The sequence below is a fragment of the Klebsiella sp. CN_Kp113 genome, from assembly GCF_040064585.1.
Taxonomy (GTDB): Bacteria; Pseudomonadota; Gammaproteobacteria; order Enterobacterales; family Enterobacteriaceae; genus Klebsiella; species Klebsiella michiganensis.
Map to the genome: position 1 here is coordinate 48,866 of NZ_JBEAID010000013.1, position 18,064 is coordinate 66,929.

General features: G+C 56.2%; 16 protein-coding genes. 8 read left to right on the forward strand and 8 right to left on the reverse strand.

The annotated features are described in order from the left end of the window. Positions 1-417: 417 nt before the first annotated feature. The 4 genes from ABLV30_RS06755 to yeiP form a co-directional block, all read right to left on the reverse strand. Positions 418-1,131: a phosphatase PAP2 family protein gene (locus ABLV30_RS06755; RefSeq protein ID WP_348865583.1), complete on the reverse strand. Its 714-nt coding sequence runs from the start codon at positions 1,129-1,131 to the stop codon at positions 418-420. A 35-nt stretch (positions 1,132-1,166) separates the two neighbouring features. Continuing rightward, positions 1,167-2,144, reverse strand: a complete 978-nt coding sequence (locus tag ABLV30_RS06760) for a GTP-binding protein (RefSeq protein ID WP_025106744.1) — start codon at positions 2,142-2,144, stop codon at positions 1,167-1,169. A 118-nt stretch (positions 2,145-2,262) separates the two neighbouring features. Then, entirely contained in the window at positions 2,263-3,729 is a 1,467-nt protein-coding gene (locus ABLV30_RS06765) for a fructuronate reductase (protein ID WP_032750635.1), read from the reverse strand. Positions 3,730-4,011: 282 nt separating this feature from the next. Beyond that, entirely contained in the window at positions 4,012-4,584 is a 573-nt protein-coding gene (gene yeiP / locus ABLV30_RS06770; RefSeq protein ID WP_004122911.1) for an elongation factor P-like protein YeiP, read from the reverse strand. Positions 4,585-4,732: 148 nt separating this feature from the next. Here yeiP and ABLV30_RS06775 point away from each other — a divergent pair, with 148 nt between their 5' ends. Continuing rightward, complete coding sequence (locus ABLV30_RS06775; protein ID WP_014230170.1) at positions 4,733-4,984, forward strand: YkgJ family cysteine cluster protein; 252 nt, start codon at positions 4,733-4,735, stop codon at positions 4,982-4,984. Positions 4,985-5,009: 25 nt separating this feature from the next. Here ABLV30_RS06775 and setB read toward each other — a convergent pair whose 3' ends face one another. Beyond that, positions 5,010-6,191: a sugar efflux transporter SetB gene (setB, locus tag ABLV30_RS06780; RefSeq protein WP_032721873.1), complete on the reverse strand. Its 1,182-nt coding sequence runs from the start codon at positions 6,189-6,191 to the stop codon at positions 5,010-5,012. A gap of 331 nt (positions 6,192-6,522) precedes the next feature. On the opposite strand from setB, the gene fruB reads away from it, so the two are divergent. The 6 genes from fruB (at position 6,523) to ABLV30_RS06810 (ending at position 13,831) form a co-directional block, all read left to right on the forward strand. Then, positions 6,523-7,653, forward strand: a complete 1,131-nt coding sequence (gene fruB, locus ABLV30_RS06785) for a fused PTS fructose transporter subunit IIA/HPr protein (protein ID WP_032750633.1) — start codon at positions 6,523-6,525, stop codon at positions 7,651-7,653. Next, positions 7,654-8,592 carry a 1-phosphofructokinase gene (fruK, locus tag ABLV30_RS06790; protein WP_004103928.1) on the forward strand — a complete coding sequence of 313 codons (939 nt, stop codon included), beginning with the start codon at positions 7,654-7,656 and terminating at the stop codon, positions 8,590-8,592. It abuts the gene before it with no gap. A 16-nt stretch (positions 8,593-8,608) separates the two neighbouring features. Then, entirely contained in the window at positions 8,609-10,297 is a 1,689-nt protein-coding gene (gene fruA / locus ABLV30_RS06795; protein WP_014230167.1) for a PTS fructose transporter subunit IIBC, read from the forward strand. Positions 10,298-10,621: 324 nt separating this feature from the next. Beyond that, positions 10,622-11,557 (forward strand): pseudouridine kinase, encoded by a 936-nt coding sequence (locus ABLV30_RS06800; RefSeq protein ID WP_025106748.1) that lies wholly within the window; start codon positions 10,622-10,624, stop codon positions 11,555-11,557. Then, entirely contained in the window at positions 11,550-12,485 is a 936-nt protein-coding gene (locus ABLV30_RS06805) for a pseudouridine-5'-phosphate glycosidase (RefSeq protein ID WP_004852691.1), read from the forward strand. Before ABLV30_RS06800 ends, ABLV30_RS06805 begins: the two co-directional genes overlap by 8 nt. Before the next feature lie 95 nt (positions 12,486-12,580). Then, positions 12,581-13,831: a NupC/NupG family nucleoside CNT transporter gene (locus tag ABLV30_RS06810; protein WP_014230164.1), complete on the forward strand. Its 1,251-nt coding sequence runs from the start codon at positions 12,581-12,583 to the stop codon at positions 13,829-13,831. Positions 13,832-13,880: 49 nt separating this feature from the next. Here ABLV30_RS06810 and ABLV30_RS06815 read toward each other — a convergent pair whose 3' ends face one another. From ABLV30_RS06815 to ABLV30_RS06825, 3 genes are all read right to left on the reverse strand, one after another. Then, the gene (locus ABLV30_RS06815; RefSeq protein WP_348865582.1) at positions 13,881-14,954 is read right to left on the reverse strand and encodes a sugar kinase; all 1,074 of its coding nucleotides are present in this window, start codon (positions 14,952-14,954) and stop codon (positions 13,881-13,883) included. 1 nt (position 14,955) lies between these two features. Beyond that, a complete protein-coding gene (gene nfo / locus ABLV30_RS06820; RefSeq protein ID WP_014230162.1) occupies positions 14,956-15,813 on the reverse strand; it encodes a deoxyribonuclease IV in 858 nt (285 codons plus the stop codon). A gap of 96 nt (positions 15,814-15,909) precedes the next feature. Then, positions 15,910-16,959 carry a YeiH family protein gene (locus ABLV30_RS06825; protein WP_265801573.1) on the reverse strand — a complete coding sequence of 350 codons (1,050 nt, stop codon included), beginning with the start codon at positions 16,957-16,959 and terminating at the stop codon, positions 15,910-15,912. Positions 16,960-17,132: 173 nt separating this feature from the next. On the opposite strand from ABLV30_RS06825, the gene yieE reads away from it, so the two are divergent. Next, positions 17,133-17,999: a DNA-binding transcriptional regulator YeiE gene (gene yieE / locus ABLV30_RS06830; RefSeq protein ID WP_014839059.1), complete on the forward strand. Its 867-nt coding sequence runs from the start codon at positions 17,133-17,135 to the stop codon at positions 17,997-17,999. The last annotated feature ends 65 nt before the right edge of the window (positions 18,000-18,064 follow it).

Below are 18,064 nucleotides of genomic sequence, written 5' to 3' on the forward strand. Positions count from 1 at the left end.
TATCCCTTGTTGTCCTTAACGACAATGTCGTTATAAAAAATGCCAAACGTGTTAGAGCCTAATTACCTGGTCGCAATGAGACAATTCCGTAAGCATAAAACTGTGGACTGACGCACAAATTTATTCATTCTCTGAATTGATGTCGCTGACGAGGCAAAACGAGATTGAGGTTACCCGATCAACCGGGGGATGGCGAGCGGTTTTACGCATTTTCTTATAAGTATTTTTGCGACAAAAAGTGAATCATCGGCAAAGGGCAAAATAGCGGCAGCAATGGGTAAAAAATACGCAATTTACTCATTTCTAACATGATTACTATGACGGGAAGATGATGCCGGATGAGAAAAAACGCGCGGACAAAAAAAGGGACCCAGAACGATCCCTTATGAATGATATTAATTAATTGTAAAGATAGATTTAATTTTTAGTTTTTCTACCCGGAAGATAACGCTCAAATAACGCAATGACATTATCACTCAGCGGGGTCATCAATACCCAGGGGGCGCCAATGAGTACCGCCGTTAATGAGCCGACGGCAATATCGGTAAACCAGTGAGCGCCAATCATTACGCGTGGAAAAGCGAACACTACGAATATGACCAGCGCGATGGCAAACGCCCGGCGACCGAAATAGCGCCACATAAATGATGCAAAAATCAGCAGCATCATACCGTGATCGCCTGGAAAGCTATCTTTAGACGCATCTTTAGTGGGGAAGGAGATCACATCGCTCACTTTGGTGATATCGGTAAAAGAGAGCGAAGGGCTGGCGCGCTTAACCGGCATCAGGTGCTGGGCAAGCTGATTGATGATGACGGCGGCCAGCAGCATCGCCAGGCCGATGATAATCACCCGGCGGCGTCCGGCGCTCTGCTCTTTAAACCAGAAGCTTAGCATCAGGCTGCCCATCGCCATTAGCGAGCAGGCATCAAATGCGCGGTTGTTGATAATCGCCAGCAGCCAGGTGTAAGCGGTGCTCACGCCAACCAGGTGGTTAAAGAAATAGAAGATCGCCGAGTCCAGCGGATTCCAGAAACCATGGTTAACGGGAAGGTACCATGAACAAAAAAGCGCAACACCCGCCGCGTTCAGCAGCAGGATTAGGGGAATTCGATTTTTAATCATAACTATCGTGTGTTGGGTAAACGACGGCAACCATAGCCGTCTTAACTTAAACGAATCCTCAACAAGGAGGCCTGCAGTGCGTTCCAGTCCGTCTCGGTATCGGCAATCAGCTCGATACGGCTATCGGGGGGAGGAACGTTCTGCGTCTCAATATGCAGATCGCGCTGCTGGCGGTTGATGCGTACCACTCCTTCCGCGATGCGCATCACCCCTTTCACGCGCCCGACCGGCGCCAGACGCGCCCATTCGAGCAGGGCCACGGTGTCGAAAACGGTTTCGGCGTCAAAAATCCAGCCGCAGGCGTGATAGCCCTGGCCGCTATTGAGGCTGCGACGCCAGCGCTGATGGGCAGGGAGGCTCAATGCCGCAAGGCCCTGTTTCCGCCCGTGGCCGTGCGCGTGTTCAGGGCTGGCGGGAAGCGGCGCAAGATTGCGGCGCGGCAAATCAAGCAGTGCCGGGTCGATATTCCCCCGCGTGGCGCTGACGAACCGCCGATCGCCGGCATAGGTCTGCCACCAGGCGGCGAATGCGCGTTGGCTTTCCTCCGTTGCGCGGTCGGCTTTATTACTGATAATGACGTCAGCGGCGGCCAGCTGGTCGCGAAAGTTGTCATTGGTCACTATTTTTTCGTCCAGCAGCTGGCGCGGATCCAGCACGCATAAGGTGGCGCGCAGGTCGATCCACGGCTCGTATATTGCGGCGGTCAGCATATCGAGGATCTGTTTAGGATGGCCAAGCCCGGTGGGTTCAATCAGCAGGCGATCGGGTTTGCCCTGGCGCAGCAGGGTGTTGAGCCCGACCTGCATCGGCAGACCGTTCACGCAGCACATGCAGCCGCCGGGGATCTCTTTGAGCAGCGCGCCGCTTTCCGCCAGCAGCGCGCCGTCAATGCCCACTTCACCAAACTCGTTGACCAGCACGGCCCATTTTTCATCCGCGGGCTTATGGGCCAGCAGATGCAGAATCGACGTCGTCTTGCCGCTGCCGAGAAACCCCGTGATCAAATTGGTTTTGGTCACTTTTTCTCCAGGATAAATGTAATGTTGTAACAGTTACGCTATCCTGACGAAAAAAAGGGGAAAAGAGAAGTCTTACCGCGGACAGAAGGGGGATCTGTCCGCTAAAAGGCAGAAATTGTTAAGCGTTCAGCGTGCCGGCAATCGCCTGACGTGCGCCAAAAGCGGCGAGCTGATGCCATGCGGCGGTGATATGCGCGACAAACTGCGGGTTCTGCGGCAGGTCGCGGCCGAAGATCTCTTCAAGCGTAAGCAGGGCCGCCACGCGCTGGTGTTCATCGCTGGCAGAAACCCGTTTCTGCATCTTATCGGCCAGCGGATCGCGAATATCAATCGCATTTCCGGCATCGTCAATACCGCTGACGTAGCGCATCCAGCCGGCCACGCCGAGCGCCAGCAGCGGCCAGCGGCTGCCCCGAGCGAGATGGACGCGAATACCCTCAAGCATACGTTGCGGCAGCTTCTGGCTACCGTCCATGGCGATTTGCCAGGTGCGATGCTTCAGCGCCGGGTTGCTGAAGCGCTCGATCAGGCTGTCAGCGTACGCCGTCAGGTCAACGCCCTGAATGGATAAGGTCGGCGCCTGTTCGTCAAGCATCAGGCGGTAGGCGGCGCTGCGGAAAATCGGATCCTGCATGCAGTCGCTAATGTGCGCATGGCCAGCCAGATAGCCAAGCCAGGCGAGAAACGAGTGGCTACCGTTGAGCATCCGTAGCTTCATTTGTTCCCACGGTAAAACGTCATCGGTCATCTGGACGCCCGCGGTTTCCCAGTCCGGGCGACCGGCAACAAAGTTATCTTCAATGACCCACTGGATAAAGGGTTCGCAGCTGATTGCGCAGGGGTCTTCCACGCCTAGCGTCGCGCTAATTTCTGCCAGCGACTCATCGGTGGCGGCGGGCACGATGCGGTCAACCATGGTACCGGGAAAGCTGACGTGTTCGGCGATCCACTGCGCCAGCTCCGGGTCCCGTTTTTCGGCCATTCCCAGCACGGCGTTTTTTACCACATGTCCATTATCGGGAATATTATCGCAGGAGAGGACGGTAAACGGCGGTAGCCCCCGCTGTCGGCGGCGCGCCAGCGCTTCCACCAGAATGCCGGGAACCGATTGCGGCAGCGTCGGATTTTGCAGATCGTGAATAATGCGCGGCTGCGTCATATCCAGCTGGCCGCTGGCCGGATCGATGCAGTAGCCCTTCTCGGTGATGGTCAGAGAGACAATGGCGACCTGCGGTTCGCAAAATTTCTCAATAATGGCGGCCAGCGAATCCAGTTTCGCATTCAGACACTCATGAACGGCGCCGACAATAATCGGCTGATTGCCCTCGGCGCCTTTTTCCAGCACGGTAAACAGGTGGTCCTGCTGGCGAAGCTGGCTCATCAGCCGATCGCCGCTGAACAGGCTAATCTCACAAATCCCCCAGTCTCCGCCGCTGGCGTTGAGCACCCGATCGGTGAGAAGGGCCTGGTGCGCGCGATGAAACGCGCCAAAACCGAAATGCACAATACGCGAACGCAGCTGACTGCGATCGTATCGAGGAAGCTGTACGCCTTCCGGCAGCGTGGCTGTCGCAATGGTTGTCATTCTTAATACACCTGATTAACCAATAATTAACATGGTCAGTGTAAAGATATATGACAACAAATTAAATTGGTGAGCCTTATTTATCCGCTTAATGTGAGCTTGATCATGCAATTCTGTCGCGGTAAACGGTCAGGCCGCAAAGTATGCGGAGAGAGCCGGTGAGATTAGCGGTAACTTCGCTATTTTTGGTATAACAGCTTTTGGCGGAGGGGAGATTGCGGATAAGGGGCTAATAAAAAGGACAGCCGCTGGCTGCCCTCCTGGATGTTGCAAACGCGGAGTTTAGTCCGCGCGGCCCATGTAGCGGCTCTCTTCGATATGGATGCGGATACGCTCTCCCGCGCTCAGGTATTCAGGCACCTGAACAACAAGGCCGGTGCTCAGCGTCGCCGGTTTGTTACGCGCGCTTGCGGATGCGCCTTTGATACCCGGCGCCGTCTCAACGATTTCGAGATCCACGGTCTGCGGCAGTTCCAGCGCCAGCAGCTGGCCGTCCCAGGTCAGAACCTGCATATCCGGCATGCCGCCTTCCGGCATAAACAGCAGCTCTTCTTCGATCTGCTCTTTGGTGAAGATATACGGGGTGTAATCTTCTTTATCCATAAAGACGTATTCGTTGCCATCGATATAGGAGAAGTCAACGAAGCGGCGGGTCAGGGTGACGGTATCGACGATGTCGTCGCCTTTGAAGCGTTCTTCCACTTTCAGGCCGGTGCGTACATCGGAGAAACGCATTTTGTACAGCGTCGCTGCGCCGCGGGCGCTGGGTGACTGAATATCAATATTTTTAACAATCAGCAGTTTGCCGTTGTAATTCAGCACCATACCTTTTTTAATTTCATTCGCTCTTGGCATTGCGGTAATCCTGTCACTTAAAGGGTCGAAAATATCGCGTAAAACTACTCGCGCCGGGCCTTTCAGGCAAGTGGAATTCGTCGGTTTTGCTATCTTCAGGTAAAACGTTTAGGCTGGGCTGCTAAAAGCGTTATCGGAAGAGTCGATTATGGAATGCCGCCCTGAATGCGGAGCTTGCTGTATCGCTCCTTCTATCTCCAGCCCTATCCCGGGCATGCCGCAAGGCAAGCCGGCAAACACCCGCTGCGTGCAGCTATCGCAAAATAATCTCTGCGCTATTTTTGGCTCGCCGTTAAGGCCGAAAGTGTGCGCCAGCCTGAAGCCGGAAGCGGAAATGTGCGCCACCAATCGCGAAGACGCCATGACCTGGCTGCTTCATCTTGAGCTGAGCACTTCGTGACGGTGCAAGCCCGCGCGGGATACCCTTAAACGTCTTTAATACGCCACAGGCAGGCCTGAGTGATGACCCCCATCACCAGCGCAATCCAGAATACGGCGTGATAGCTCCAGACTTCCGCAACGACCCCCGCCAGCGAACCGGCGATAATCCAGCCAACGCGCGTGGTATTGGTATAAAGCGTGGTGGCCGCGCCCGCCTGTCCGGGCATCAGGTCCTGGAAATAGAGCATGCCGATACCGGCCAGGATACCGATAAAAATGGCGTTCAGCGCCTGCAGGGCCAGCAGCAGTCCGGGGGTATGGACGGTTAGCATGCCAACGTAAAACAGCACGCCGGCCACCGCTGAGATGCGCATCAGGAAACGTTTGCCGAAGCGTTTGGCGTAGTAGCCCGCAATCAGCATGGTCGGGATTTCCAGCCCGGCGGCGGTGCCCATCATGACCCCTGCCAGCTTCTCCGGTAAATGCAGTTCATTGATGATAAACAGCGGCATATTAATGATGTACAGGCTGTTGATTCCCCACATCAGCGTACAGATGATAAACAGCAGCAGCGCGTCGCGGCGGTTGGTGCGCGGCGCTTCAAGATGTCCCGTAGCGATCTTCGGCTCTTTACGCATGCTGGGAAGAAAAAACCAGACCATCGCGCCGCAGACCACAAAGGCAACTGCCGCGCTGAGATACATCACCGTAAAGCCAAAACCCATGGCCAGCGCGTAGGCCAGCGGCGGTCCGATAACCCATGCCAGCGATACCTGAGCGCGCAGAATCGAGCTAAACATGACCGCCTCGCGGCCCGTTTTGTCCGCATGCTCGCGGGCGAGGGCAAACATCTGCGGGTTGGCGGTGGAGCCGAAGCTGCTGAGAAATACCCCGATGAACAGCAAAATAAAGTAGTTACGGTTCCAGGCGAAGAGCACGCAGGCCAGCACGCCCATCAGGCAGCAGAAGACGATCAGCCGCTTGCGGTCGCCTTTGCGATCCGAACGCCCGGCGAGGAACTGGCTCACCAGAATGCCGATCACCGCGCTACCGGTAAAAAAGAAGCCGACCATCGCCGGTCGCACGTGAACCTCGTTCGTCAGAAACAGGCTCAGCGTTGGCGTCTGGAGTGCCCCGGCGATACCCGTCAGGAAGGCGACGATCAGAAAGGCGGAAGAGGTGAAATCAAACCCGCGTCGTGGCAGGGCGGCGCTACTGTTTTGCATGTCGGCGTTCATCGGTTTTCAGGAGTCGCGGAGTTTACGCCGTCACTCAGAAAATGAACAGTACCAGGGCACGAATAAATCAAAAAGACGTTTCAAAATCAAACTTCAGCAGAAAGCTGAAGTTTTCCCGGCCTCGACGCTCCCGCTTCAGCAAAAGTGTGCTGTATCTCTAACTTCTGTTATCAGAAAACGAACTTTTCTTGCCTGGCGGCTAATAAAGGTACAGACTTCTTGAAACGTTTCAGCGTCATCGGGAGATTCTCCGGCAGGTAGATGACGCATTTTTTCTCAAAGTAGCTGAAACGATTCAATTCAGCAGGAGAGGAGAACCATGTTCCAGTTATCTGTGCAGGATATTCATCCCGGTCAGCAGGCCGGTAATAAAGAAGAGGCTATTCGTCAGGTTGCCTCCGCGCTGGTCAGCGCGGGCAACGTGGCAGACGGCTACATCAACGGGATGCTGGCTCGCGAGCAGCAAACCTCCACTTTCCTTGGCAACGGTATTGCGATTCCGCACGGTACCACCGACACCCGCGATCAGGTACTGAAAACCGGCGTTCAGGTGTATCAGTTCCCGCAGGGCGTGACCTGGGGCGAAGGGCAAACCGCCTACGTCGCCATCGGTATTGCCGCCAGCTCGGATGAACACCTGGGGCTGCTGCGTCAGCTGACCCACGTGCTGAGCGACGACTCCGTTGCTGAACAACTTAAGTCCGCGACGACCGCTGAAGAGCTGCGCGCCCTGTTGATGGGTGAAAAGCAGAGCGAAGCGCTGAAGCTGGATAACGAGACGCTGACCCTGGACGTTGTCGCCAGCGACCTGCTGACCCTGCAGGCGCTGAATGCCGCTCGGCTGAAAGAAGCCGGCGCGGTCGATGCTTCCTTTGTTAGCCGTACGATTAATGATAAACCGCTGAACCTCGGTCAGGGCATCTGGCTGAACGACAGCACCGAAGGCAACCTGCGCAGCGCCGTTGCCGTCAGCCGCGCGGCCAGCGCCTTTACCAGCGAAGAGCAGCCGGTTTCTCTGCTGATCACCGTCGCGATGGCCGATGACCAGCCAACTGCGGTGCTTAATCGCCTGAGCAATTTGCTGCTCGACAAAAAAGCTGACCGTTTGCTGAAGGCTGATGGTGCCACGCTGCTGGCGCTGCTGACCAGCGACGACGCGATTGCGGAAGATGTTCTCAGCGCGGAATACGTTATCCGCAACGAGCACGGGCTGCACGCGCGTCCCGGCACGATGCTGGTTAATACCATTAAACAATTCTCCAGCGACATTACCGTCACCAACCTTGATGGTTCGGGCAAACCGGCCAACGGCCGCAGCCTGATGAAAGTCGTGGCGCTGGGCGTGAAAAAAGGTCACCGCTTGCGCTTTACCGCGCAGGGTGAAGATGCGCAGCAGGCGCTGGATGCGATTGGCGAAGCGATCGCCGCAGGCCTTGGGGAGGGCGCATAAATGAGCAGACGTGTCGCAACGATTACTTTAAACCCGGCCTATGACCTGGTGGGTTTTACCCCGGAAATTGAACGCGGTGAGGTTAACCTTGTTCGCACTACCGGTTTGCACGCCGCAGGGAAGGGGATCAACGTTGCAAAAGTGCTGAAAGATCTCGGTATCGACGTCACCGTTGGCGGTTTCCTCGGTAAAGACAATCAGGATGGTTTTCAGCAGCTGTTCAGCGAGCTGGGCATTGCTAACCGTTTTCAGGTTGTTCAGGGCCGTACCCGTATCAACGTCAAGCTGACGGAGAAAGACGGCGAAGTCACCGATTTCAACTTCTCCGGCTTTGAAGTCACGCCGGGCGACTGGGAGCGTTTTGTTAACGATTCCCTGAGCTGGCTGGGCCAGTTCGATATGGTTTGCGTGAGCGGTAGCCTGCCGTCTGGCGTCAGCCCGGAAGCGTTCACTGACTGGATGACCCGTCTGCGCAGCCAGTGCCCGTGCATCATTTTTGACAGCAGCCGCGAAGCGCTGGTTGCCGGTCTGAAAGCGGCGCCGTGGCTGGTTAAACCTAACCGCCGCGAGCTGGAAATCTGGGCGGGCCGCAAGCTGCCTGAAATGAAAGATGTGATTGAAGCCGCTCATGCGTTGCGTGAGCAGGGAATTGCCCACGTGGTTATCTCCCTTGGCGAAGAAGGCGCTCTGTGGGTTAACGCATCCGGAGAGTGGATTGCCAAGCCGCCTTCCGTTGAAGTGGTAAGCACCGTTGGCGCCGGTGACTCCATGGTTGGCGGCCTGATTTATGGTCTGCTGATGCGTGAGTCCAGCGAACATACGCTGCGCCTGGCAACGGCAGTTGCCGCGCTGGCGGTGAGTCAGAGCAATGTCGGTATTACCGATCGTACCCAGTTGGCCGCAATGATGGCGCGCGTCGACTTACAACCCTTTAATTAACAGCAGGAGAGGCATAATGAAAACGCTGCTGATTATTGATGCCGGGCTTGGACAGGCTCGCGCCTATATGGCGAAGACCCTGTTAAGCACTGCGGCGCAAAAAGCGCAACTCGAACTGATTGATAACCCGAACGACGCTGAGCTGGCGATTGTGCTGGGCACGGCGCTGCCGGCCGACAGCGCGCTGAACGGCAAAAAGGTCTATCTCGGCGATATTAACCGCGCCGTAGCGCACCCGGAGCTCTTCCTCGGTGAGGCCAAAAGCCATGCAACGCCTTACAGCGCCCCGGCCGCTGCCGCTGTACCCGCAGCGACCAACGGTCCGAAACGCATCGTAGCGGTCACCGCCTGTCCGACCGGGGTGGCGCACACCTTTATGGCGGCGGAAGCGATTGAAACCGAAGCCAAAAAACGCGGCTGGTGGGTGAAAGTTGAAACGCGCGGCTCCGTGGGCGCGGGCAATGCAATCACCCCGGAAGAAGTTGAACAGGCGGATCTGGTGGTGGTGGCTGCCGATATCGAAGTGGATCTGGCGAAATTCGCCGGTAAGCCGATGTATCGCACCACCACTGGTCTGGCGCTGAAGAAAACCGCTCAGGAGCTGGATAAAGCCGTTGTTGAAGCGAAACCGTATCAGCCTGCGGGTAAATCCCAGGCCGCGGCGGAAGGCAAAAAAGAGTCCGCTGGCGCCTATCGCCACCTGCTGACCGGCGTGTCGTACATGCTGCCGATGGTGGTGGCGGGCGGTCTGTGTATCGCGCTCTCCTTCGCTTTTGGTATTAAAGCCTTTGAAGTGAAAGACACCCTGGCCGCCGCGCTGATGCAAATCGGTGGGGGCTCAGCCTTCGCGCTGATGGTGCCGGTACTGGCGGGCTTTATCGCCTTCTCCATCGCTGACCGTCCGGGCCTGACGCCGGGTCTTATCGGCGGTATGCTGGCGGTAAGCACCGGGTCCGGCTTTATCGGCGGTATCATCGCTGGTTTCCTTGCCGGTTACGTGGCGAAAGCGATCAGTACGAAGCTGAAACTGCCGCAAAGTATGGAGGCGCTGAAGCCAATCCTGATCATTCCACTGGTTTCCAGCCTGATCGTAGGTCTGGCGATGATTTACCTGATTGGTAAGCCCGTTGCCGGGATCCTCGAAGCGTTGACCCACTGGCTGCAAACCATGGGCACGGCGAACGCGGTTCTGCTCGGTGCGATCCTCGGCGGTATGATGTGTACCGACATGGGCGGTCCGGTGAACAAAGCGGCCTACGCCTTTGGTGTTGGTCTTCTGAGTACCCAAACCTATGCGCCGATGGCGGCCATTATGGCGGCGGGTATGGTTCCACCGCTGGCGCTGGGTCTGGCGACGCTGGTTGCGCGTAACAAGTTCGACAAAGCGCAGCAGGAAGGCGGTAAGGCCGCACTGGTTCTCGGCCTGTGCTTTATCACCGAAGGCGCGATTCCGTTCGCTGCTCGCGACCCGATGCGCGTCCTGCCCTGCTGTATCGTTGGCGGCGCGGTCACCGGCGCGATGTCCATGGCGGTCGGTGCTAAGCTGATGGCGCCGCACGGCGGTCTGTTCGTCCTGCTGATTCCTGGCGCGATTACGCCGGTACTCGGTTATCTGATGGCGATTGTCGTCGGTACGCTGGTCGCAGGGCTCTCCTACGCGGTGCTGAAACGTCCTGAAGTTCAGGTAGTCGAAAAAGCAGCCTGATCGACCTATTAAATCGTTCTCAAGGGCAGAGTCTTCTCTGCCCTTTTTTTATGCCTCATCTCCTCCCGCTCATCCTGCCGTATGTGCTCTCCTTCGCATTTTTAAACTGTTTAAAAACCATACGGGTCATTTTTTGTGATTTTGTTCATGTTCATATGAAATCCCTCTTGCTGACCTCTTTACTTTAAAAACATCGCGCTTAACATAAACACATGTTCACATTCAAACATATGTTTATTGAGGGGTAATGAATGGGAGTATGCTTATTTATTGATATTCAATAATTCCACTGCCATAGCATTTTTTATGCTGGAGGGTATTTTTATGCCTGAAAATGATTACGTTGTAATTATTGGATCGGCAAATATGGATGTTGCTGGTTATTCCAATGTATCGTTGAACTATGCGGATTCTAACCCCGGGAAAATAAAATATACTCCCGGCGGCGTAGGGCGAAACATTGCGCAAAACATTGCCTTGTTAAATAAAACAGCGTGGCTATTATCGGTTGTCGGTGACGATTTTTATGGCCACTCTCTATTAAAACAAACGGCCCAGTCCGGGGTTCACGTCGATAAATGTCAGGTTATCCAGGGGGAAGGTACTTCAAGCTATTTATCGCTGCTTGATAATACCGGTGAAATGCTGGTGGCGATTAATGATATGAGCATCACTGAACATATTACGCCAGCGTTTTTAAGACAGCATCATGATTTTATCCGCAATGCCGCGGTGATTGTCGTTGATTGCAATATCAGCGAGGCCGCTCTCGCCTGGCTGATGGAAAATAGCGGCGCAACGCCCGTTTTTGTCGATCCGGTTTCAGCCTGGAAGTGCGTGAAAATCAGCCAGCATCTGGGGCGTATTCACACCCTGAAACCGAACCGAATTGAAGCTGAAACGCTGAGCGGCATCGCGCTGTCCGGCACGGATGACGTCGCGCGCGTTGCCGACTGGTTTCATCAGCGTGGCCTGAAGCGCCTGGTGCTGAGCATGGGCGGCGACGGGGTTTACTACAGTGAGAAAGAGGGCGAACGCGGCTGGTCAGCGCCGCTGAAAACTCAGGTCGTTAACGTCACCGGCGCCGGTGACGCCATGATGGCCGGCCTTGCCTGCTGCTGGCTCGACGGCTGTTCATTTTCGCAAGCGGTGAAGTTTGCTCAGGGATGCTCTTCTCTGGCGCTCTCATCGGAATTCACCAATAACCCTGAATTATCTTACGCCAACGTAAAAAAGGTAGTGGAGAAAGAATATGTCTGAATTAAATATTTCCTCTGAATTATTACAGGTTTCTGCGGAAGTTCAGCAGGCGTTGAAAAATAATCAGCCAGTAGTGGCGCTGGAATCGACCATTATTTCTCACGGCATGCCATTTCCGGAAAATGCGCAAACGGCGCTGGAAGTAGAAGAAACCATTCGTCGCCAGGGGGCGGTGCCGGCAACCATTGCGATTATTCATGGCGTCATGAAAGTTGGCTTAAGCCGTGAAGAAATTGAACTGCTGGGTCGCGAAGGGCATAACGTCGCCAAAGTTAGTCGTCGTGATTTACCCTTTGTTGTCGCCGCGGGATTAAATGGCGCGACCACCGTGGCGTCCACCATGATTATTGCCGCAATGGCCGGGATTAAAGTCTTCGCTACCGGCGGTATTGGCGGTGTACATCGCGGAGCCGAGCACACGTTTGATATTTCCGCCGATTTGCAGGAGCTGGCAAATACCAACGTCACCGTCGTCTGCGCCGGTGCAAAATCTATTCTCGATCTCGGTTTAACGACCGAATATTTAGAAACGTTTGGCGTTCCGCTTATTGGTTATCAAACCTCTGCGCTGCCGGCATTCTTCTGCCGAACCAGCCCGTTTGACGTCAGCATTCGCCTCAATAGCGCCAAAGAGATCGCCAAAGCGATGGCGGTGAAATGGCAGTCGGGTCTGAATGGCGGCATGGTGGTGGCGAACCCCATTCCTGAAGCGTTCGCGATGCCGGAAGAGAAAATCAACGCCGCCATCAACCGGGCGGTGAAGGAGGCGGAAGAGCAGGGCGTGGTGGGGAAAGCGAGTACGCCGTTCCTGCTGGCCCGCGTAGCGGAGCTGACCGGCGGAGACAGCCTGAAATCCAATATTCAGCTGGTCTTCAACAACGCCATTCTGGCCTGCGAGATTGCCAAAGAGTATCAGCAGGTAGCCTGACGACAGTTGCGGGCCGTTTGCGGTTGCCCGCCCCGATATCAACGATACCGAAAGCCTGGCCCACGCCGGGTTTTCCACCAGGTAAGGATATCATTATGGACATCATGAGAAGTCTTCTGGGGATGGTGGTGTTGCTGGCCATTGCCTTTGCGCTGTCAGTCAATAAAAAACGCATCAGCGTCAGAACGGTAGGGGCGGCGCTGCTGCTGCAAATCGTCATTGGCGGGGTGATGCTCTACTTTCCGCCGGGCAAGTGGCTGGTCGAGCAGGCCGCGCTTGGGGTACATAAAGTCATGTCCTATAGCGACGCCGGAAGCGCGTTTATTTTTGGTTCACTGGTCGGCCCGAAGATGGACGTGCTGTTTGACGGCGCCGGCTTTATCTTCGCCTTCCGCGTGCTGCCCGCCATCATTTTTGTCACCGCGCTGATAAGCCTGCTTTACTACCTCGGCGTGATGGGGCTGCTGATCCGGATTCTCGGCGGCATCTTCCAGAAGGCGCTGAATATCAGCAAAATTGAGTCTTTTGTCGCCGTGACCACCATTTTTCTTGGGCAAAATGAGATCCCGGCGATCGTCAAACCGTTTATCAACAAGCTCAACCGCAATGAGCTTTTTACCGCGATTTGCAGCGGGATGGCGTCGATCGCCGGGTCGATGATGATCGGCTATGCCGGTATGGGCGTGCCGATTGATTATCTGCTGGCCGCTTCGCTTATGGCTATCCCCGGCGGGATTCTGTTTGCCCGTATGCTGAGTCCGGCAACCGAAGCATCCCAGGTCACTTTCGACAATCTCTCCTTCACCGAGACGCCGCCGAAAAGCGTTATCGAGGCGGCGGCGTCAGGGGCGATGACCGGCCTGAAAATTGCCGCCGGGGTGGCAACGGTAGTGATGGCGTTTGTGGCGATTATTGCTCTGCTGAACGGTATTATCGGCGGCATTGGCGGCTGGTTTGGCTACGGTCACGCCACGCTGGAGGGAATTTTCGGCTTCCTGCTCGCGCCGCTGGCATGGATTATGGGCGTTGACTGGAGCGATGCGACGCTGGCGGGCAGCCTGATTGGCCAAAAGCTGGCGATAAACGAATTCGTCGCCTACCTCAACTTTTCTCCCTATCTGCAAGCCGGCGGCAATCTGGACGTGAAAACCGTTGCGATCATCTCGTTCGCGCTGTGCGGTTTCGCCAACTTTGGCTCGATCGGCGTGGTTGTCGGGGCGTTTTCGGCCATTTCACCGCAGCGCGCGCCGGAGATTGCCCAGCTTGGGCTGCGCGCCCTGGCGGCGGCCACGCTCTCTAACCTGATGAGCGCCACCATTGCCGGGTTCTTTATTGGCCTGGCATAACAGGCTGCGCGCCCCGCGCCTGCGGTGCGCGCGACGCCCCGCCGGGAAGTTAATTGAGCGCGTTATCAACGGACAACGAGGGGTTGTTGATACCGTCGCTGGCGCGGGTGATGGCGGTGCAGGCCATGGCGAAAGCGACGCTTTCTTTAAAGTCGCTACCGTCGAGATAGCTATAAAGTAGCCCTGCCATTAGCGCATCGTCGGCGCCGAAGCTGTCTAACGTCGTATGGTCCGGCAGACTCATCCGGAAGCGTTCACCCCCTGCTTCGCTACAGAAAACAGCGTCGTCTTCCGAGCAAATCACCACCCGCTGAGTTCCCCTTTCGTGCAGCCATGCTAGCGCCCGATCGCGATCCGCGTCGTTTTCGATAGCCTGTCCCCAGAGGATCTGGAGTTCGCGCAGCGTGGGTTTGAGGGTGTGGATCTTCCCCAGCCATGGGCGAATGCGGTGCGCTTTAAACTCGGACACGGTATCAACAAATACCGGAATGCCGTTAGCCAGGGTAAATACCCACTCCAGCGACTGCTCCGTCAAATTACAATCGACCAGAACGACGCCGGCATGCGTCAGCAGATCCCGGTACTGATTCAGCAGCTGGGGCGTGAGCGACTGTAAAATATGCGTATCGTTAATCGCCAGCACCGTCTCTTCCTGCGGGTTAGCGATGGAGAGGTAGGTGGCGGTGTTATGGCCGTGCAGGCGGATACAGCTTTGCACGTTAACGCCCGCCTGGCGGGTTTGCTCCAGCAGCGTTTCGCCGTAAAAGTCGCTGCCGACGGCGGAAATCAAATGCACATCGCGGCCCAGCAGCGCCAGGTTATGCGCGATGTTCCGCGCCACGCCGCCGGCGGAGCACTGGATATTCCCCGGGTTGGAGACCGGTTGAGGATAATGAATATCGGCAATTCCGCGGATATCCATATTCACCGCGCCCAGCGAGACGCAGTACTCCTGCTCGGTAAGGATGTAGCCTTTGCCCTTGATGGCCCCCTTACGCGTGAGGTCCATAATATGCGCGGCCACGCGGGAGCGGCTAATCTGCAGAATATCGGCAATCTCATGCTGCTGAATTAGCGGATTGCGCCGCAAAATTTTGAGGATCTGCTTTTCCCTGTCGTTCATATCAGACCGTGGCCTCTTCCGTTTGCTGCGCCCGCAGCCAGGCGATCTCTTCCGCCCAGATATCAGGATTGATCGTTTCCAGAATCAGCGGGATACCGTCAAAGCGGCGGTCCTGCATAATCCAGCGGAAAGCATCATGGCCAATATTGCCTTCACCCAGGCTGTGGTGACGGTCAACGCGGCTGGCGAACGCGCTTTTCGCATCGTTCAGGTGCATACCGCGCAGATACTGGAAACCCACAATTCGGTCGAAATCAGCGAAGGTTTTTTCGCACTCTTCGGCGCTGCGCAGGTCGTAGCCGGCGGCGAAGGCGTGACAGGTATCAATGCACACGCCGACGCGTGATTTATCTTCCACACCGTCGATGATGGCCGCCAGATGCTCAAACTTAAAGCCCAGGTTACTGCCCTGGCCGGCGGTGTTTTCAATGACCGCCGTGACGCCTTCGGTTTTTGCCAGCGCGATATTGATCGATTCGGCGATACGCGCCAGACATTCGTCTTCCGGGATTTGCTGCAGATGGCTACCCGGATGGAAATTCAGCAGCGTCAGGCCGAGCTGCTGGCAGCGGGAGAGTTCATCAATAAAGGCATCGCGGGATTTTTCCAGCGCGTCCTCAACCGGATGACCGAGGTTTATCAGATAGCTGTCGTGCGGCAGAATTTGCCCCGGGCCGAACTGGTACTTTTCGCAGGCGGCTTTAAATTCAGCAATGGTTTCGTCGCTCAGAGGGGCGGCGCGCCACTGGCGCTGGTTTTTGGTAAAGAGGGCAAATGCGGTCGCGCCGATTTCGGCTGCGCGAATGGCGGCGTTGGCTACACCGCCGGAGGCGCTGACGTGCGCTCCAATATATTTCATAAAAAAACTCCAGTTAAGCCGCTGGGGGGAGGGTAATGATAGCGGCTTAGCCGGAGAGTTACATCATCCTTAATACAACCTGAGTAGCGAGGGGCTTCAGTCCATCAGGCTATGAATGGCCAGGTTAATCGCGCCGCCGCCGACAATCAGCCAGACGAAGAGCATCAGCGCCATCAGCAGCGGTTTGGCGCCGGCTTTTTTCAGCGCGCTGACGTGGGTGGTCAGGCCGAGGGCGGCCATCGCCATCGCCAGCAGTACGGTATCCAGCGTGACCAGCATATCGACAACCGCTTTCGGCAGCAGGTGGAAGGAGTTAAACACCGCCACCAGAATAAACAGGATCGCAAACCACGGAATGGTGATTTTACTTTTCTCACCGCCGTTTGCCGGGGCTAATTGCTTCACGCGCGCGGCGAGGAACAGCAGGAACGGAGCCAGCATCATCACGCGCAGCATTTTTGCAATCACCGCCGCGTTTTCCGCGTCCGGGCCCACCGCGTGGCCTGCCGCGACAACCTGAGCAACCTCATGCATCGTCGAACCCATATAAATGCCGTAGGCTTCCGGCGTGAACCAGTGCGCCAGGAAGGGATAAATCGCCGGGTACAGGAAGATGGCAATGGTACCGAAAATCACCACCGTGGCGACGGCGACCGTGACTTTGCTGGCCTCCGCTTTGACGACCGGTTCCGTCGCCAGTACCGCTGCCGCGCCGCAGATGCTGCTGCCGGCGCCAATCAGCCAGCTGGTATGTTTATCGAGGCCGAAAACCTTTTGCCCAAGAAAACAGGCGATAAAAAAGGTGCTGGAAAGCGTCAGAACGTCAATCACGATACCGCCGACGCCGACGTCGGCAATCTGGGCGAACGTCAGGCGAAAGCCGTATAAGATGATGCCGAGGCGCAGCAGGTGCTGCTTGGCAAAAATCACGCCGCCGTCGCAGGGCTGCCAGATTTTCGGGTAAACCGTGTTACCGATGACCATGCCGAATAAAATGGCCAGCGTGAGGGCGCTGAAGCCCGCGCCGGCGATAGCCGGAAAGCTACCGGCCCACAGCGCTGCGCCGGTGAGCAGGGCGGTGAGCGCCAGTCCAGGTGCAAAGTGCCGCAATGGGCGATGTTTAGTCGGTAAAGTGAGTGCTGTCATAACCTTCTCCTTTGTCTGGGAAAAGCATACGACTCGCTGGTTTAAATATAAAATTGATTATATATTTATAATTAATCGAAATAAGTGGTAAAAACGCGGTTTCGCGGTTTGAGAACGATGGGCCTCAGCCTCACGCCGCGGATCGCGAGTCGTCTATAAAGGCAGGAAAAAATATGCATATCACGCTACGGCAGCTGGAAGTTTTTGCTGAAGTTTTAAAAAGCGGATCGACCACTCAGGCGTCGCAAATGCTGGCGCTTTCCCAGTCGGCGGTTAGCGCGGCGCTGACCGAACTGGAAGGGCAGCTGGGGGTGCAGCTCTTTGACCGCGTAGGGAAAAGGCTGGTGGTCAACGAGCACGGCAGGCTGCTTTATCCGCGGGCGCTGGCGCTGCTGGAGCGGGCGCTGGAGATAGAGCAGCTGTTTCGCGGCGACAACGGCGCGATCCGCGTCTACGCCAGCAGCACCATCGGCAACTATATTCTGCCGGAAATCATTGCGCGCTATCGACGCGATCTGCCGGATTTACCCCTGGAGCTGAGCGTGGGCAATAGCCAGGACGTGATCAATGCGGTGGCCGATCTGCGCGTGGATATCGGGCTGATTGAAGGTCCCTGTCACGCCGCGGATATTATCGCCGAACCCTGGCTGGAAGATGAGCTGGTGGTCTTTGCCGCGCCGGATTCGCCGCTGCTGGCAGGGGAGGTGACGCTGCAACGGCTGGCGGAAGCGCCGTGGATTTTACGCGAGCACGGCTCCGGGACCCGGGAAATCGTCGACTATTTATTACTCTCGCATTTACCGGCGTTTCATCTTGGGATGGAGCTGGGCAACTCGGAAGCCATCAAGCACGCGGTACGCCACGGTCTGGGCATTAGCTGCCTGTCGCGACGCGTGGTGGCGGAGCAGCTTGAAGTCGGATCGCTGGTGGAGCTGACGATTCCGCTGCCGCGCTTAACCCGCACCTTGTGGCGCATTCATCACCGGCAGAAGCATATTTCCAAGGCATTACAGCGGTTTCTGCATTATTGCGACGTGTAAAAGCGGACGCCACGCGCGCTGGCGTTTTCGGGATTTCATGCTTTACTAATAATCCATGCTCGATC

Excerpts from the sequence above, each read along its gene's own strand:
- ABLV30_RS06765 (WP_032750635.1), bottom strand. The coding sequence starts at position 3,729 with ATGACAACCATTGCGACAGCCACGCTGCCGGAAGGCGTACAGCTTCCT.
- yeiP (WP_004122911.1), bottom strand. The coding sequence starts at position 4,584 with ATGCCAAGAGCGAATGAAATTAAAAAAGGTATGGTGCTGAATTACAAC.
- ABLV30_RS06775 (WP_014230170.1), top strand. The coding sequence starts at position 4,733 with ATGGAATGCCGCCCTGAATGCGGAGCTTGCTGTATCGCTCCTTCTATC.
- setB (WP_032721873.1), bottom strand. The coding sequence starts at position 6,191 with ATGCAAAACAGTAGCGCCGCCCTGCCACGACGCGGGTTTGATTTCACC.
- fruB (WP_032750633.1), top strand. The coding sequence starts at position 6,523 with ATGTTCCAGTTATCTGTGCAGGATATTCATCCCGGTCAGCAGGCCGGT.
- fruK (WP_004103928.1), top strand. The coding sequence starts at position 7,654 with ATGAGCAGACGTGTCGCAACGATTACTTTAAACCCGGCCTATGACCTG.
- fruA (WP_014230167.1), top strand. The coding sequence starts at position 8,609 with ATGAAAACGCTGCTGATTATTGATGCCGGGCTTGGACAGGCTCGCGCC.
- ABLV30_RS06800 (WP_025106748.1), top strand. The coding sequence starts at position 10,622 with ATGCCTGAAAATGATTACGTTGTAATTATTGGATCGGCAAATATGGAT.
- ABLV30_RS06805 (WP_004852691.1), top strand. The coding sequence starts at position 11,550 with ATGTCTGAATTAAATATTTCCTCTGAATTATTACAGGTTTCTGCGGAA.
- ABLV30_RS06810 (WP_014230164.1), top strand. The coding sequence starts at position 12,581 with ATGGACATCATGAGAAGTCTTCTGGGGATGGTGGTGTTGCTGGCCATT.
- ABLV30_RS06815 (WP_348865582.1), bottom strand. The coding sequence starts at position 14,954 with ATGAACGACAGGGAAAAGCAGATCCTCAAAATTTTGCGGCGCAATCCG.
- nfo (WP_014230162.1), bottom strand. The coding sequence starts at position 15,813 with ATGAAATATATTGGAGCGCACGTCAGCGCCTCCGGCGGTGTAGCCAAC.
- ABLV30_RS06825 (WP_265801573.1), bottom strand. The coding sequence starts at position 16,959 with ATGACAGCACTCACTTTACCGACTAAACATCGCCCATTGCGGCACTTT.
- yieE (WP_014839059.1), top strand. The coding sequence starts at position 17,133 with ATGCATATCACGCTACGGCAGCTGGAAGTTTTTGCTGAAGTTTTAAAA.